We start from the raw sequence: 14456 nt of genomic DNA, 5'->3' as shown, positions 1-14456 counted from the left end.
GCGGGGGTTGGGGTGTTGGACAATAGGCTGTTCGAAAAAAAGAACGAATGGTTGAACACCCCCCTGGCAAACGGCCCAATCGCGGGGCAAGCCCGCTCCCACAAGGAGCGCAGGGTTCCTGTGGGAGCGGGCTTGCCCCGCGATTGGGCCGTAAAAGGTTAGACCATCGGTCAGAAGGAAGGGTCAGAACGCCTTGTCGAGATCGATCACCAGCGCCCGGTAGCCCACGCTGCCCGGCTGGCGACTGTGCACTTTCAGCTCCACCGCCACCTCCTGGGTGCCACGGCGCACTTCATTGAGCACGCTGGTCGTCAGCTTCTCGGACGTCAGGAAATTCACCGAAGCCGAGTAGATGAACTGGGTATCGGTATCCGCCCGGTACGCCACCACCGAGGTGATCGGGCTATACCACTCGTCACCGCGCTCCTTGCCGTACTGCCACACCTGCTCGACCGTGCCCTTGGCCTCGTCGATGCGGTATTCCACCGCCCGGCTGTAGTTTCCGCTCAGTTTCGTCGGCCCGAAGTCACGGCCCCAGCCGTTGTCGAACACGTTCAGCGTGCCACGCCCGGTCAGCCAGGCGGTGTGCTGGGTCCAGGACCACTCGAAGCCCTCGCCCACGGGCTTGAGCACCTTGTCCTGCAGGCGCGTCGGCCAGCCCTGGGGGGCGGCCAGAATCCACTTCACCTGCTTGTCACGGCCGATCTTCACCACGCCCTGGTGCCGTGCTGAAACGATGATGCTGTCGTCATCGGCATCGTAGTCGATGGCATTGACGTGGGCCCAGTTGCGCCCGGTACCGACGCCGGGCGTGTCGCCGAACGGCAGGTCGCCTTCGGCCAGTTCGTTGGCCAGCCGGTCGTCCTGTTTCTGCACACCGTCCGGCAGCTGGATCGCGGCCTTGCCCAGGGTTTCCAGCAACTCGCCGCGGTACGGGTCGAGGATCTGGTTCAGATCCCAGAAGTCCAGCACGTCGCCGGCTTCGTTGATTTCGATGATATGGTCGCGGATCGAGCGCACGCGCTTGCCGTCCGGGCGACGGTAGTCGCTGGTGCCGACCCGCAGCAGGTAGCTGCCGCTCACCGTCTCGCGGATTTCGTGGGAGAAGTCGGCGAACTTGTCCGGCAGGTTGCGCTGCCACACCTTGCGCCCCAGCAGGTCGTACTTGGAGTAGGTCTGGCCCTGGCCCCAGATCAGCTTGCCGTCGCGGGTCTGGTGGAAGCCCATGGTGCCGCCCAGGCCATCGCGGTGGTTGGAGTCGTGGATCTGCTCGATGTCCAGGTACCAGCGCACGTCACCGTTGCTGTCGGCGATCCAGTTGTTGCCCACCGAGTCCCATTCGGCGGCGCCGCCCAGGCCGTTCCACTTGAAGGCACGCCCACCGGGGATCTCGGCCAGCAGGTGGTTGAACAGGTACAGGCGCTGCTCGAAACCGGGCGCGACCTTGACCGGCTCCACCTCGGGCAGCGCGGCGGTCTGCTTCGCCACCACTGGCAGGCGCACCGCCGGGGCGTAGATTTGGTAACGCTCGCGGATGCGTTCGCCATCGAGCTTGTAGCTCACCTCGACCTGGTTGACGTGGTCGGGGTACAGGCCGAACACCGGGATGCCGCCGTAGGTCCACAGCGAGCGGTCGGACACGTCGTAGATGATATCGACACCGCGCTCGCCGCGGCCCAGTACCCGCACATGGGCGGCGCTCAGGGTACGTCCGCCGTCACGGATGATCGCGGTCAGCGGCGCCAGGCGGTAAGGGTTGACCACCACGTCGCCGAGCAGGGCTTGGTCGCGGTCGGGCACCTTGGCGGTGAGGCAGGCGCCTTCGGGCAGGTCGTGCGGTTGGGTCTTGGCATTCATGGCAAAGCTCCTTGTGCTCAGAAGTCGTAACGGGCGGTGGCGCCCACGGTGCGCGGGGTGCCCAGCACGCCGGCATAGCCACCGTTGGCGGAGTTCCACAGGCTGGTGAAATAGGTCTTGTCGCCGGCGTTCTTCACCCACAGCGACAGGTCGAGCACGCCGTCGCCCTGGTCCAGGCGCACGCCGGTGGACAGGTTGACGATGCCGTAGCTGGGGATCTGGCCGTAGTCGGAGTCATCGATGGTGCCGACGGCCTTGGAGCGGAACGCGTAGCTGGCGGTGACGTAGGGCTCGATGCGTTCGCCGAGCTGCCACTTGTACTGGCCGTTGAGGTTGGCGATGTACTTGGAGGCGCCGACCACCTGGTGGCCGGACAGGTCGCAGGTGGCGGCGGGGTTGGCCAGGCTCACCTCGGGCGGGCACGGCGCGTCCTTGTAGTCGGTGTAGCGCACGTCGTTCCATGAACCGTTGAAGTTCACCGTCAGGCCTCGGATCGGCAGGGCCGTGGCTTCGAACTCCAGGCCGCGAGAACGCACGCTACCGGCGTTGGCCAGGTACTGCACACGGTTGGCTTCGTCGTAGACGTTGGCCTGGTAGCCGTGTACTTCGGTCCAGAACAGGTTGGTGTTCAGCTGCAGACGGTTGTCGAACAGGGTGCTCTTGAGCCCGAGCTCGGCGTTGTTGGCCCGCTCGGTACCCACCAGCAGCGAATCGGTGCCCAAGCGTGGGGCGGCACCGACGGTCAGGTTGACACCCCCGGACTTCTCGCCGTGGGACAGGCTGGCATAGCCCAGCACGTCGTCGCTGAAGCGGTAGCTCAGGCTGAGCAGCCCGGACGGTGCGAAGCTGTACTGGTTGAGGTCACCTGAATCGTAGGCGCCCACCCGGCCCTGACGGGCGGCGGCCGCCGCGCCGGTGACGGGCGCGCCACCGGACGGCGCATCGCGGGTAACCCAGGCGCTTTTCTCCTCGTAGGTACCACGCACCCCGGCGGTGAAGTCCAGGCGTTCGGTCAGGTGCCAGGTACCCTGGGCGAACAGGGCGTAGCTGTCGGTGTCGATGTGACCATTGCCGATGGTGTTCACGTTGGCCAGGGCGCCGGCCGGGGTCAGGTTCCAGACATCGGCCTGCGGCCCGTAGTAAGTGAACGATTTATTGTCCAGGTCCTGCTTGAAGTAGTAAGCGCCCAGTACGTAGTCGAAGAAGCCGCCGGTGGGTGAGGCCAGCCGAATCTCCTGCGAGTACTGCTTGTCCCGCACCGAAACTCCGGCACTGTAGAACACCGGCACGTTGAGACCGTCGTCGTTGCGCGGGGTGAAATCCCACCAGCGGTAGGCGCTGATCGAGGTGAGGGTGAAATCGTTGGGCAGGGTCCAGTTGGCTTCCACCGAGGTGCCACCCTGGAACACCTTGACCATCTGGTCGGCGTCGAAGTTGACCTTGCGGTCCTTGCCCGACACCAGGGTGGCGCCGGCCTGGGCGGCCAGGCTTTCGTAGCGGTTCACGCCATTGATGGTCGGGCCGGTGCTGTAGAGGCTGAGGATGCCGTTATCGGAGTCTTCTTCGTTGTACTCGCCGATCCAGCGCAGGTTGAAGGTTTCGCTGGGCTTGAACAGCAACTGGGTACGAAAGCCCTGGCGCTTGCCGCCATTGAGGTCGTGGCCGTTGTAGACGTTCTTCACATAGCCGTCGTCCTCGGTGTGGTAGGCGCTGATGCGCCCGGCGAGGGTGTCGGTCAGGGGGCCGGAGAAGCTGCCCTGGGTCTGCCAGTAGCCATCCTCGCCCAGCGACGACTGCACGCTGCCCTCCTGGTGGAAGGTAGGCTTGCGGGTGGTGATGTTGAGCACCCCGGCGGTGGTGTTCTTGCCGAACAGCGTGCCCTGCGGCCCGCGCAGCACCTCCAGCTGCTCGACATCGAGCAGGTCGAACACCGCCATGCCCGGGCGCCCCAGGTAGACGTTGTCCAGGTACACGCCGACGCTGCCTTCCAGGCCATCGCTGGCCGGGTTGTTACCCAACCCACGGATGGAGATGCTCGACTGCCGGGCGTGCACATAGGCGACGTTGGTACTCGGCACCAGCTGTTGCAGGTCCTGCACGCGATAGATGCGCTGGGTCTCCAGGGTTTCGCTGCCCAGCACGCTGATCGGCGTGGGCACGCTCTGGGCGGTCTCCTCACGGCGCCGGGCATTGACGGTGACGGTGCCAAGCTTGGCCTCCTGCTCGACGGCCGGCGCAGCCGGGCGCGGTTCTTCGGCGAAGCTGTTGCCGGCGGCGGCCAGCAGCACGCCAGCGGCCAAGGGTTGCAGGGCGAATACCGACGCGCGCGCCGGCCAACGGGAAATTCGGGACATGCAGATGCTCCTTGGAGGCACAGGCCCTGGCGAGCATTTCCGTTGGCGGAACCGAATCGCGATCAGATGGGCTTTATTCTTTTAAGAAATATAAATATTTATATTTCATATTTTGTGGAATAAGTGACTCCCTTTATAAGGTTCCCAACCCTTCCCAGCAATTGCATTCCACCGAAAGTTTCCATGTAGAAAATGCATATCGACCTGCGCCAGCTCCGCCACTTCATCGCCCTTGTCGAGCACCGCAGCTTTGTCGCCGCGGCGGCGGCGGTGAACCTCTCGCAATCGGCCTTCAGCCGCAGCATCCAGACGCTGGAACACAACGTCGGCTGCCGCCTGGTCGACCGCGCCAGCAAGGAGCTGGCGCCGACCCGCCAGGGCCTGCTGGTGCTGGAGCATTCGCGGCGGCTGGTGCACGGGGCGCATAACCTGGTCAACGAGATCAACCAGTTCAATGGCGCCACCACCGGCGTGGTGCGCTTCGGTTCGGGGCCGGCCCCCGCCGGCGGGCTGGTGCCCCGGGCGGTGGCGCGGTTCGTCGCCGAGTACCCGGCGGCGCGCACCTGCTTCCAGGTGGACAACTGGCAGGCGCTGAACCGGCGGCTGATCGCCGAGGAGATCGAGTTCTTCGTCGCCGACACCCGCCAGTTCGAGGCCGACCCGGATTACCAGGTGCACAAGCTCAGGCCACAGCGCTGGCATTTCTGCTGCCGCCGGGGGCATCCATTGACCGAGCTGGCCGAGGTAAGGGCGCGGGACCTGTTCGATTACCCGCTGGCCACCACGTTTCGCCCGCCGAACATCCGCAAGATCCTCAGCGATCTGAGCGGGCGGCAGGACTTTCTGCCCAGCGTGGAATGCGAGCATGGCTATGCGCTGCTCAATGTCGTGCTGCAGTCGGACACCATCGGTATCGCTTGCAGTGCGAACTTGCGGCCTTATGAAGGCGATCGCGGGCTGGTCGCGCTGAAGCTGGTGGACCTGGCGCCCGAGCAGGAAGAGGCGTTCTACACCCGTTATGGGGTGGTGAGCCGGGTGGGGTATGGGTTGTCGGCGCTGGCGCAGGGGTTGGTGAGGCAGCTGGTGGCCTGCGATACCGAGTTGTAGCGGATAGGGGCTGCTGCGCAGCCCTTTCGCGGCGCAAGGCCGCTCCTACAGGGGAACAAGATCTCCTGTAGGAGCGGCCTCGTGCCGCGAAAGGGCCGCAAAGCGGCCCCAACGATCTCAACCCTTACGCGTGGTCCGGCTCAGTTGCCCATCGACGCCCACCGGCACCTCGCCAGCCAGGGTAACCCGGCGCACGATGCGCGGCTGGGTGCCATAGTCATCCACCGCATAGTGCTGCGTCGCGCGGTTGTCCCAGATCGCCACGTCCCCCGCCTGCCAGCGCCAGCGCACGGTGTTTTCCAGGCGTGTCACATGCCCCTGCAGCAGCGCGAACAGATGCTGCGAGTCCGCCAGCGAATAGCCCTTGATGCGCTTGACGAAGTGCCCCAGCTGCAACGCCCGCTCGCCACTGATCGGATGCACCCGCACCACCGGGTGCTCGGTCTCGTACACCGTCGAGGTGAACACCTTGCGGTAGCGCTCAAGCTTCGCCGGATCGACGTCCGGCTTCACGCTGGCATAGTCATATTCGTTGCTGTGCACCGCCCACAGCTTGTCGGCCAGTTCGCGCAGCGGCTCGGGCAGCTCCTGGTAGGCTGCGGCGGTGTTGGCCCACACCGTGTCGCCACCGGCAGCCGGGGCCACCACGCTGCGCAGGATCGAGGCCTTGGGGTAGGCGTCGACGAAGGTCACGTCGGTGTGCCAGGAGTTGGCCCGCTGCCCCTCGGCGCCATCGAGCTGCAGCAGGTAGCTGGTGCCATCGACCACCGGCACCGTGGGGTGGGCGATCGGCTCGCCGAGCAACTGGGCGAAGGCCTCCTGGCCCACGTCGTCCAGGTGCTCCTGGGCGCGGAAGAAGATCACTTTGTGGCGCACCAATGCCGCCTGTATGGCATCGATGGTAGCCGGATCGAGGTCGGCGGACAGCTTGATGCCATGGATCTCGGCGCCGATGCGCCCGGCAACGGGGTGGATGTCGAGTTCGAGGGATTGCGGCGCGGTGGCCAGTGCGGCGTTGCTCATGGTCGTGCTCCTCACGGTTGTTGTCGGATCAGCGGGCGGCCTGAACGGCCTGGTCCTGGCGCTGGGCGGCATCGATGAAACGCGGTTCGATCCAGTCGGCCACCTGGAAGCCACGGCGGATCAGGCGCTCCTTGACGGCCAGGTCCACGCCCTGTTGCAGCAGGCCGACGAAACCGGCATCCAGGCGTGGGTCGAAGTAGTCGGCGAGGTTCTCCTCGGCCAGGTCGTCGCGCAGGATCGCCTTCGGCCAGTTGGCGGTGTTCGCCACCAGGTCCACATAGGCCTCGCGGTTGCGTTCGTCGCGCAGCCACTTCACCGCCTGCTCCTGGGCGTTGACCACCCGCTGCACCAGGTCGGGGTGCTGGCGGATGAACTCGCCGGTACCCAGCAGCACCGCCTGGGTGCTGCCGGCGCCTTTCAGGTCCCGGGAGTTGACCGGCAGCTCGACCAGCCCACGCTCGCGCAGCGACAGCAGGTTGGACAGGCCCCAGGTGGCGTCGATCTGCTTGGCGGCCAGGGCGGCGTTCGCCGCGTTGAAATCGAGGTTGATGACTCTCAGCTCACGTTCGGACAGCCCCTGGCTGGCCAGGGCGCTGGCGAACGACAGCTGGTTGGCGGTGCCGCGGAACACCGCCACGCGCTTGCCCTTGAGGTCCTGCAGGCTGTGGATACCCGAGCCCGGCACCACGCCGAGGTAGCTCTTCACCCCACGCACCCCGGCCGACAGCACGCGGGTGTCGAGGCCGTTGGCCTTGCCGATGATCGCGGCCAGGTCGCCCAGGTAGGCGAAGTCCGCCTGGCCGTTGGCCAGGGCTTCGTTGACCACGGGGCCGGCGCCCTTGAAGAAGCGCCAGTCGATACGGATGCCGTCCTTGGCAAACTCTTTCTCCAGCAGTTGCTGGTCGCGCAGCACATCCACCACGCCGCCGGCGCTGGGCTTGCTGCCAGCGCTGAGGTCGGGCACGGCGATACGGATCACATCCGGCTGGGCGGCATGGGCTGCCACGGGCACGGCACTCAACACGGCGGCGAGCAACGGGCTGAGCAGATGGCGGAAGGCGGTTTTCATGGCAAGGCTCCTTGGCAGGCTGCCACCGGCGATGGCCGGCGCTATGGGCCAGAAGCTAGGCAGGTCCGGTTAGAACCTACAAAGATCAAAACTTCATTTTTTAGTAACCAGAAGACATAACCCAGGCGCCATGCGGGGCGCCGGGCGGCTTGCAGAGCACGCATGGAAAATATGAGGAAAACGCAATGCCTCGGGGGTTTCGCATGCAACAGCCGCATGCTCTTATCTCTTGAATATCGCTTGTGAGAACTTTTTAATTCCATAAACGAATAAACAAGGAATGGTTTGTTTGAGAGGTGCCTTGATGAGCGAAGTCTTGAGCGTAGGCCAGCGCCGTCGATGGGGGCCGCGACGCGGCCCTTTCGCGGCGCAAGGCCGCTCCTACATACCGTGGGTCGTGCCGCTGGTGGTGGCGGCGTTATGGATTATCGCCAGCCGTGAACACTGGATGAGCGAGCAGATCCTGCCTGCGCCATCGCTGGTCTGGCAGAGTGCGCTGGAGTATGGCTCCGGCGAGCTCTGGGGACATCTGTGGATAAGTTTGCAACGGCTGATCTGGGGGCTATTGGCGGGGATTGGCAGCGGGTTGCTGCTGGGGACCTGGCTGGGCGGATCGCGACGGGCGCAGACCCTGGTGCTGCCCACCTTCGTCGCCCTGGCGCAGATCCCGACCCTGGCCTGGATCCCGCTGTTCATGCTGTTCTTCGGCATCGGCGAGCTGCTCAAGCTGGTGGTGCTGGTCAAGGCCGTGGTGGTGCCGGTCACGCTGCATACCCTGGTCGGCGTGCGCGACGCCCAGCCCAAGCTGCGTGAAGCCGCCGCCGTCCTGCGCCTGCCCCCTCACCTGCTGTTCCTGCGCCTGCTGCTGCCCGCCGCGCTGTCGGCGTTTCTCGCCGGTGTGCGACTGGCCCTGGCCACTGGCTGGACCTCGCTGCTGGCCGTGGAGCTGCTGGCCTCCAGCGAAGGCATCGGCTACCTGATGGTCTGGGGGCGGCAACTGTTCATGCTCGACCTGGTGTTCCTCTGCATCCTGGTGATCGGCCTGGTCGGCGCGCTGATGGATCGCGGCTTCACGCGCCTGGAGCGCGGCCTGTTGCACTGGCCGCAACCGGCCACGGGCGAACAGCTGCGCGGCCAGGTGCCACGCGGCTGGCAAAGCCTGCTGCTGCCTGCGGGGCTGTTGCTGCTGTGGCAGGCCGCCAACAGCCTTGGCTGGGTCGACGCCAACATCCTCACCTCGCCGCTGGATGTGCTGCGCAGCCTGTACGCAGGCCTGCTCGACGGATCACTCCCCGAGGCCCTGCGCCTGAGCCTGCAACGCACCCTGGCCGGGCTGCTGCTAGGCGGTGGCGCGGGCTTTGTGCTGGGCCTGCTGCTGGGCCTGTCAGCCAACGCCGAGCGGCTGCTCGGCCCGAGCCTGTCGGCGCTGCGTCAGGTAGCGCTGTTCGCCTGGGTGCCGCTGCTGACCGCCTGGTTCGGCCTGGGCGAGGGCGCCAAGCTAGTGTTCGTCGCGCTGGCGGCGTTCTTCCCGCTGCTGATCGCCACCCAGCGCGGCATCGCCAGCCTTCCGCCACAGCTGGGCGAAGCCGCCCAGGCCCTGCGCCTGGACCTGCCGCACCGGCTGCGTCTGCTGGTGCTGCCCGGCGCCGCCCCGGCAATCTTCGCCGGGTTGCGCCTGGCACTGATCTACGCCTGGCTTGGCACCATCGGCGCCGAGTACTTCATGCCCTCGGACGGTGGCATCGCCAGCCAGATGATCGGCGCCCAGCAATTGTTCCGCATGGACCAGGTGATGGCCGCCATGGTCCTGATCGGCCTGGTCGGCGCCCTGCTCGGCCACCTCGGCCAACGCCTCGAATCGCGCGCCACGCGCTGGAGATCCGCATGAATGCCTTCATCACCCCGGCCCTGCACGCGGCCAACCAACCCGACGCCACGCCGCCGCTGGTCAGTTTCGAGGGGGTCGGCAAGACCTTCAGCGTCGACGGCCAGCCCTTCGAGGCGATCCGCGACTTCGACCTGTCGATCAACGAAGGCGAGTTCATCGCCATCGTCGGCTCCTCCGGCTGCGGCAAGTCCACCCTGCTGCGTCTGCTGGTGGGGCTGGACACCGACTACAGCGGCACGATCCGGGTCGACGGCCAGCCGCTCGACGGCATCGGCGGCGAACGCGGCATCGTGTTCCAGGAGCACCGCCTGTTCCCATGGCTGACGGTGGCGCAGAACATCGGCCTGGGGCTGGTCAACGAGACGCTCACCCAGGGCGAGCGCGCCCGGCGCGTGCACGAGTACGTGCAACTGGTAGGCCTGGTCGGCTTCGAATCGGCCTATCCGCACCAGCTGTCCGGCGGCATGGCCCAGCGCGTGGCCATCGCCCGTGGCCTGGTGGCCAGCCCACGGATCCTGCTGCTGGACGAACCCTTCGGCGCCCTCGACGCGCTGACCCGCCAACAGTTGCAGGACGAACTGCTGGCGATTCGCGAACGCTCGGGCATCACCATCCTGCTGGTCACCCACGATGCCGAGGAAGCCACCTACCTGGCCGATCGGGTGGTGGTGCTGGAGCCGAGGCCGGGGCGGATCAAGGCGGTGGTGGAAATCGAACTGCCGCACCCGCGCCAGCGCACCGGCGTGGCATTGCATGGCTTGCGCGAAAAGGTCTTGCACCAGATCACCGGGGATGGCGGGTATCTCAAGCCTGCGGGACAGCGGGTGGAGGGGCTGCGGCCGGAGCTGATCGCACTGTGACCGGCACCCGCTGTCCCCCCGGGAAAAAACTCCGCAGATCAAGGTCATGGACGCCACCGACACAGATGGGTATCATGCGGCCCGTTGCACTCGTAGCTCAGCTGGATAGAGTACTGCCCTCCGAAGGCAGGGGTCGTGGGTTCGAATCCCGCCGAGTGCGCCATACACCAAAGCCCCGGAACGCTCCTGGGCTTTTTTGTTTCAGCCCCCCACCCGCGTGAAGAACCCTCTACGCGGGTGCATGGCCACCTCTCATGCCCCTTGTTAATCGGTACAGGGTTGCCCACCGTCTCGGACGGCCTGCCGGGCGACGCTTCCGGCACCCTATCCATGCACACAGCAAACCGACGCACTGACCGGCCCAGGCAAGCGCTCCTCGCTCAGATCTTGATCCTGTCGATCCCCAGCACGACATAGAAGGGCGAGTACTTGATCTGCTCAATGGTCAGCAGGAACGTTTCGTTCTCATGGGTAAAGGTGATCGTCGAGCCTGGCTGAACGTCGTAGTTCGGCATACGAAAGGATGAAGTCGTGACATCCAAGGTGGCCTTCGACTTAACCTGGCAAGGCAAGGCACATATATCGCCCATCGACTTGAGGATGATCGTCAGGCCAAGAGAAGGCTCGGTGCGTGTGCCGCCGGGAGCGAGCGCCGACCTCGCGGGAAACACCATGCTCTGCTTGTTCTGTGCCTTGTCATCGCCAGGTGTTCCTCGCGCAGGTGAACCGAACAGGGGCAGTGCCTGGATTGCCTTTTTGTACTCCTCCTTGGTGAAGGTCCCATTCGAGTACTCGATGCACAGGCGATAGTGGACAGTCTCGACCGTTTGAAGCTGAGGGTCGATCTCTCGGATCTTCTCGTACTTCCTCTCGATACCCGCCCCCGCTTCCAGGGCGACCTTACGCACCTCATTCAGCTTGAAGTCGAAGGAACCATCCGCCTTGGTAGCCGTTTGCATGACATCCGCCGGAGGTGGGGGGCAACGAATGCCATCGGTAGCCGTCTTCACGACAGTGGAATCCCGGGCATTCGGATCATTAACGCATCCGGCACAGACCAAGGCACAACACAGCAAAAACAGCATTCTAGTCGTCATTTCCATACGCCTGCACATTTCCGGGGCCGCCCACCATATAGGCTTGATGCCGGAAACAAAAGGCCACTATAAGGCCACCACCAAATTCGCCATGACCTCACAATGCCACCTCTCACACGCAGCCGCGCATTGGTGATAGCTTGAGCATCTTCCGTTTGCGTAAACGGTCACCCTCCACCCCTTGCAAAGGAATGCGCACCCCCATGCCATTTACCAAGCTATCCGCCGCATCGCTCCTGCTGGCCAGCGTGGCCATGTTCTCGATCCCGGCCCAGGCCAACCTCTCCCAGCAGCAGTCCGCCGCCATCATCAAGGCCTACGATGGCAGCGACCCGGCCGACTTCAAGCAGTTCCTCGGCAAGCTGGCCGGCAGCGACCTGGCCAAGGCCGACAAGCTGGACGACACCCTCAAGCTGTACCTGGCCGGCAAGCCGCTGAGCGCCGAGCAGCAGGACGAGATCAACCGCCTGCTGGGCCTGTACACCCGCATCAAGTACGGCAAGGCCGCCAAGGAAACCCTGCGCGAGCTGGTGGAGATCCCGACCTATCGCAAAGAGGGCGTGGCGCAGCACGAGAACCCGGAATTTCTCAAGATCGCCGACAAGATCAAGGCCCTGGCCGAGGGCTTCGGCCTGACGTTCCGCAACATCGACAACCGCGTCTACGAGATCACCCTCGGTGAAGGCAAGGAAGTGATCGGCATCCACGCCCACGCCGACGTGGTACCGGTCACTCCGGAAAACTGGAAGCTCAAGGACGGCACCAAGCTCGACCCGTTCAAGGTCACCCTGGTGGGCGACCGCATGTATGGCCGCGGCACCGAGGACGACAAGAACGGCATCGTCGTCGCGCTGTACGCGCTGAAGGTGGCCAAGGACGAGAAGCTGCCGCTGGCCCGCCAGTTCAAGCTGCTGGTGGACACCACCGAAGAAACCACCGGCGACGCCATCCCTTACTACTTCGAACGCAACGCCACCCCCGACTACAACCTGGCGCTGGACGGCGGCTACCCGGTGGTGATCGCCGAGAAGGGCTATGGCACCGTCATGGCCACCTTCGCCAAGCGTGCCGGTGACGGCAAAGGCGCCGAGGTGATCAACCTCACCGGCGGCCTGGCCACCAACCAGATCCCCGGCAGCTCGGTGGCGACATTGACCGGCGACAAGCCGGCCGACCTGGCCAAGGCGCTGAACAAGGCCGGCGCGGCCTACGTCAAACGCCATGGCGGCGACTTCAGCATCGACGCCAAGGTCGACGGCAAGCAGGTGCTGCTCACCGTGACCGGCGTCTCGGCGCACTCCTCCGAGCCCGAGTCCGGGGTCAACCCGGTGGCACGCATGCTCGACTTCCTCAACGGCCTGGGCAAGGACGTGCCGCTCAAGCACAACCACATCACCGACGCCGCCCGCTACGCCGCCGACAACTGGGGCTTGGACTACCTGGGCAACAAGCTCGGCGTCGGCTTCAAGGACGACTTCATGGGCCCGCTGACCACCTCGCTGACCTTCGTCGGCCTGGATGACAAGGCGCTGAAGCTGGCGGTGAACCTGCGCATTCCCAAGGGCAAGTCGCTCGACACCCTGAAGGGCGAGATCGCCCGCAAGCTCGACGGCTGGAAGGCCAAGAGCAAGACCCAGGTGGCCTTCGACTACACCCTCGACGCGCCGATGTACCGCAACCCTGAAGGCGAATGGGTCAAAGCCCTGCTGGCCGTGGCCAGCGAGAACCTGGGCATGAAGCACGAGTACGGCACCTCCGCCGGCGCCACCTCGGTGCACGACCTGCCCAACGGCGTGCAGTTCGGCCTGGCCATGCCGGACGTGAAGTACACCGGGCACAACGACAACGAGTTCAAGACCGTGGAGCAGTTCATGCTCGACCTGCAGATCGTCAGCGAGATGGTGGCGCGGATCGGGCAGATGCCGAAGCTCTGATGACCCACTTGGGGCCGCGTTGCGGCCCCTTGCCGCAATGACGTTTTTCAATCACCTCGATGCCGTTTCCTGCATTGCCGTGCAGAGCGCCGTGCCGGATGCTTTATTTACTCCGACACGTCGCGTTTCCACCCACAGAGGCCCGTATGAAGAACGTCGAACAAATCCTCAAAGCCAAGTCCCAGCACCACACCGTCTACACCATCAACCCTGACGACTCGGTGCTGGATGCCTTGAGGCTGCTGGCGGAGAAGAACGTCGGTGCACTGCCGGTGGTGGAGAACGACCAGGTGGTGGGAATCGTCAGCGAACGCGACTACGCCCGCAAGCTGGTGCTCAAGGGTCGCTCCTCGGCGGCCACGCCGGTACGCGACATCATGAGTTCTCCGGTGGTCACGGTTGAGCCCAAGCAGAACCTCGAGTACTGCATGAACCTGATGACCAACCGCCATCTGCGCCACCTGCCGGTGGTACACGAAGGCAAGCTGCTCGGGCTGCTGTCGATCGGCGACCTGGTCAAGGAAACCATCGCCGAACAGGCCAACCTGATCCTGCAGCTGGAGCAGTACATCCGCGGTGAATGACCCTGCTCAGTGATAGGCGCGTTCCAGCTCGTCCAGCTGATGGTCGAAGCTGCGCAGGCGCGCCGACCAGGTGTACACCAGCACTTCCAGATCCCTGTTGAGCACGGCGGTGTTGCCGCCGTCACGGGCCGGCGCGTCGCACAGGTCCAACTGGTAGCGCTCGCGGGCCATGGCCGTGGCCACGCTGGACAGGTCGCGGGCATTGGCCAGCCAGTGATGGTGGTGGTCATGCACTTCCCGGTCGAGTTCCCGGCACTGGCGCTTGAGCGCGTCCAGGCTCTGCTCCAGCGGCGTGCCCTTGAGCTCGCCCATCACCTCCTCGAAGGTACGCCCGGAGTGCCAGTAGCTGCCCCAGAAATAACGGTCGAACACCGTCTCGACCCGGCGCAGGGCGACCTTGGTGTTCCAGATGGTCAGCAACGTTCGTCCCTGGGCGACTTCGCGCCTGTTCAGGTGCAGCTGCTGCCAGGCGATCCACGCCAGGCCGCACAACGCCACCGCTGCGGTCACGGCGGCGGCGGCATAGAGAAACTGCACGGCCTGGTTCATCGTGTGGGTGTGCCGGATACCGTAGAAGTAGCCGGCGGTCAGGGTGCCCAGGATCGTCACGGTGCACCAGAAACCTGGTGCGTAGGGATCTTTCATTGCGCCATCCCCTCTTGTTTTACCTGAGCATAGCAACG

11 protein-coding genes and 1 tRNA gene are annotated in these 14456 nt (G+C 65.0%); 6 read left to right on the top strand and 6 right to left on the bottom strand.

What is annotated here, in order from left to right:
* Positions 1-183: 183 nt before the first annotated feature.
* Together K2O50_RS00925 and K2O50_RS00920 are read right to left on the bottom strand one after the other, a co-directional pair.
* A complete protein-coding gene (locus K2O50_RS00925; protein ID WP_050703303.1) occupies positions 184-1857 on the bottom strand; it encodes an aryl-sulfate sulfotransferase in 1674 nt (557 codons plus the stop codon).
* A gap of 17 nt (positions 1858-1874) precedes the next feature.
* Positions 1875-4211, bottom strand: coding sequence for a TonB-dependent receptor (locus K2O50_RS00920; RefSeq protein WP_050703302.1), 2337 nt, complete (start codon positions 4209-4211; stop codon positions 1875-1877).
* 192 nt (positions 4212-4403) lie between these two features.
* Between K2O50_RS00920 and K2O50_RS00915 the strand changes: the two genes are divergently transcribed.
* A complete protein-coding gene (locus K2O50_RS00915; protein WP_050703301.1) occupies positions 4404-5318 on the top strand; it encodes a LysR family transcriptional regulator in 915 nt (304 codons plus the stop codon).
* A gap of 117 nt (positions 5319-5435) precedes the next feature.
* Here the strand turns inward: K2O50_RS00915 and K2O50_RS00910 are convergent, their stop codons facing one another.
* Together K2O50_RS00910 and K2O50_RS00905 are read right to left on the bottom strand one after the other, a co-directional pair.
* Positions 5436-6341 carry a TauD/TfdA family dioxygenase gene (locus tag K2O50_RS00910; RefSeq protein ID WP_050703300.1) on the bottom strand — a complete coding sequence of 302 codons (906 nt, stop codon included), beginning with the start codon at positions 6339-6341 and terminating at the stop codon, positions 5436-5438.
* A 28-nt stretch (positions 6342-6369) separates the two neighbouring features.
* Positions 6370-7410 (bottom strand): ABC transporter substrate-binding protein, encoded by a 1041-nt coding sequence (locus K2O50_RS00905; protein WP_050703299.1) that lies wholly within the window; start codon positions 7408-7410, stop codon positions 6370-6372.
* A 304-nt stretch (positions 7411-7714) separates the two neighbouring features.
* On the opposite strand from K2O50_RS00905, the gene K2O50_RS00900 reads away from it, so the two are divergent.
* The 3 genes from K2O50_RS00900 (at position 7715) to K2O50_RS00890 (ending at position 10321) form a co-directional block, all read left to right on the top strand.
* Positions 7715-9298 (top strand): ABC transporter permease, encoded by a 1584-nt coding sequence (locus tag K2O50_RS00900; protein WP_052896346.1) that lies wholly within the window; start codon positions 7715-7717, stop codon positions 9296-9298.
* Positions 9295-10158, top strand: coding sequence for an ABC transporter ATP-binding protein (locus K2O50_RS00895; protein WP_050703298.1), 864 nt, complete (start codon positions 9295-9297; stop codon positions 10156-10158). The genes K2O50_RS00900 and K2O50_RS00895 overlap by 4 nt, the downstream gene beginning before the upstream one ends.
* A gap of 86 nt (positions 10159-10244) precedes the next feature.
* Positions 10245-10321, top strand: a tRNA-Arg gene (locus tag K2O50_RS00890).
* Positions 10322-10538: 217 nt separating this feature from the next.
* Here the strand turns inward: K2O50_RS00890 and K2O50_RS00885 are convergent.
* Positions 10539-11243, bottom strand: coding sequence for a hypothetical protein (locus K2O50_RS00885; RefSeq protein ID WP_156329569.1), 705 nt, complete (start codon positions 11241-11243; stop codon positions 10539-10541).
* A 215-nt stretch (positions 11244-11458) separates the two neighbouring features.
* On the opposite strand from K2O50_RS00885, the gene K2O50_RS00880 reads away from it, so the two are divergent.
* The gene (locus K2O50_RS00880; RefSeq protein ID WP_050703296.1) at positions 11459-13189 is read left to right on the top strand and encodes a dipeptidase; all 1731 of its coding nucleotides are present in this window, start codon (positions 11459-11461) and stop codon (positions 13187-13189) included.
* A 146-nt stretch (positions 13190-13335) separates the two neighbouring features.
* The gene (locus tag K2O50_RS00875; RefSeq protein WP_050703295.1) at positions 13336-13773 is read left to right on the top strand and encodes a CBS domain-containing protein; all 438 of its coding nucleotides are present in this window, start codon (positions 13336-13338) and stop codon (positions 13771-13773) included.
* 6 nt (positions 13774-13779) lie between these two features.
* On the opposite strand, the gene K2O50_RS00870 is transcribed toward K2O50_RS00875, so the two are convergent.
* Positions 13780-14418 (bottom strand): hypothetical protein, encoded by a 639-nt coding sequence (locus K2O50_RS00870; protein WP_028688591.1) that lies wholly within the window; start codon positions 14416-14418, stop codon positions 13780-13782.
* Positions 14419-14456: the final 38 nt, after the last annotated feature.

It is taken from the genome of Pseudomonas sp. 2hn (genome assembly GCF_019646095.1).
Lineage (GTDB): Bacteria > Pseudomonadota > Gammaproteobacteria > Pseudomonadales > Pseudomonadaceae > Aquipseudomonas > Aquipseudomonas peradeniyensis.
The sequence above is the reverse complement of the archived record's forward strand: the minus strand, read 5'-3'. Positions and strand labels throughout refer to the sequence as shown.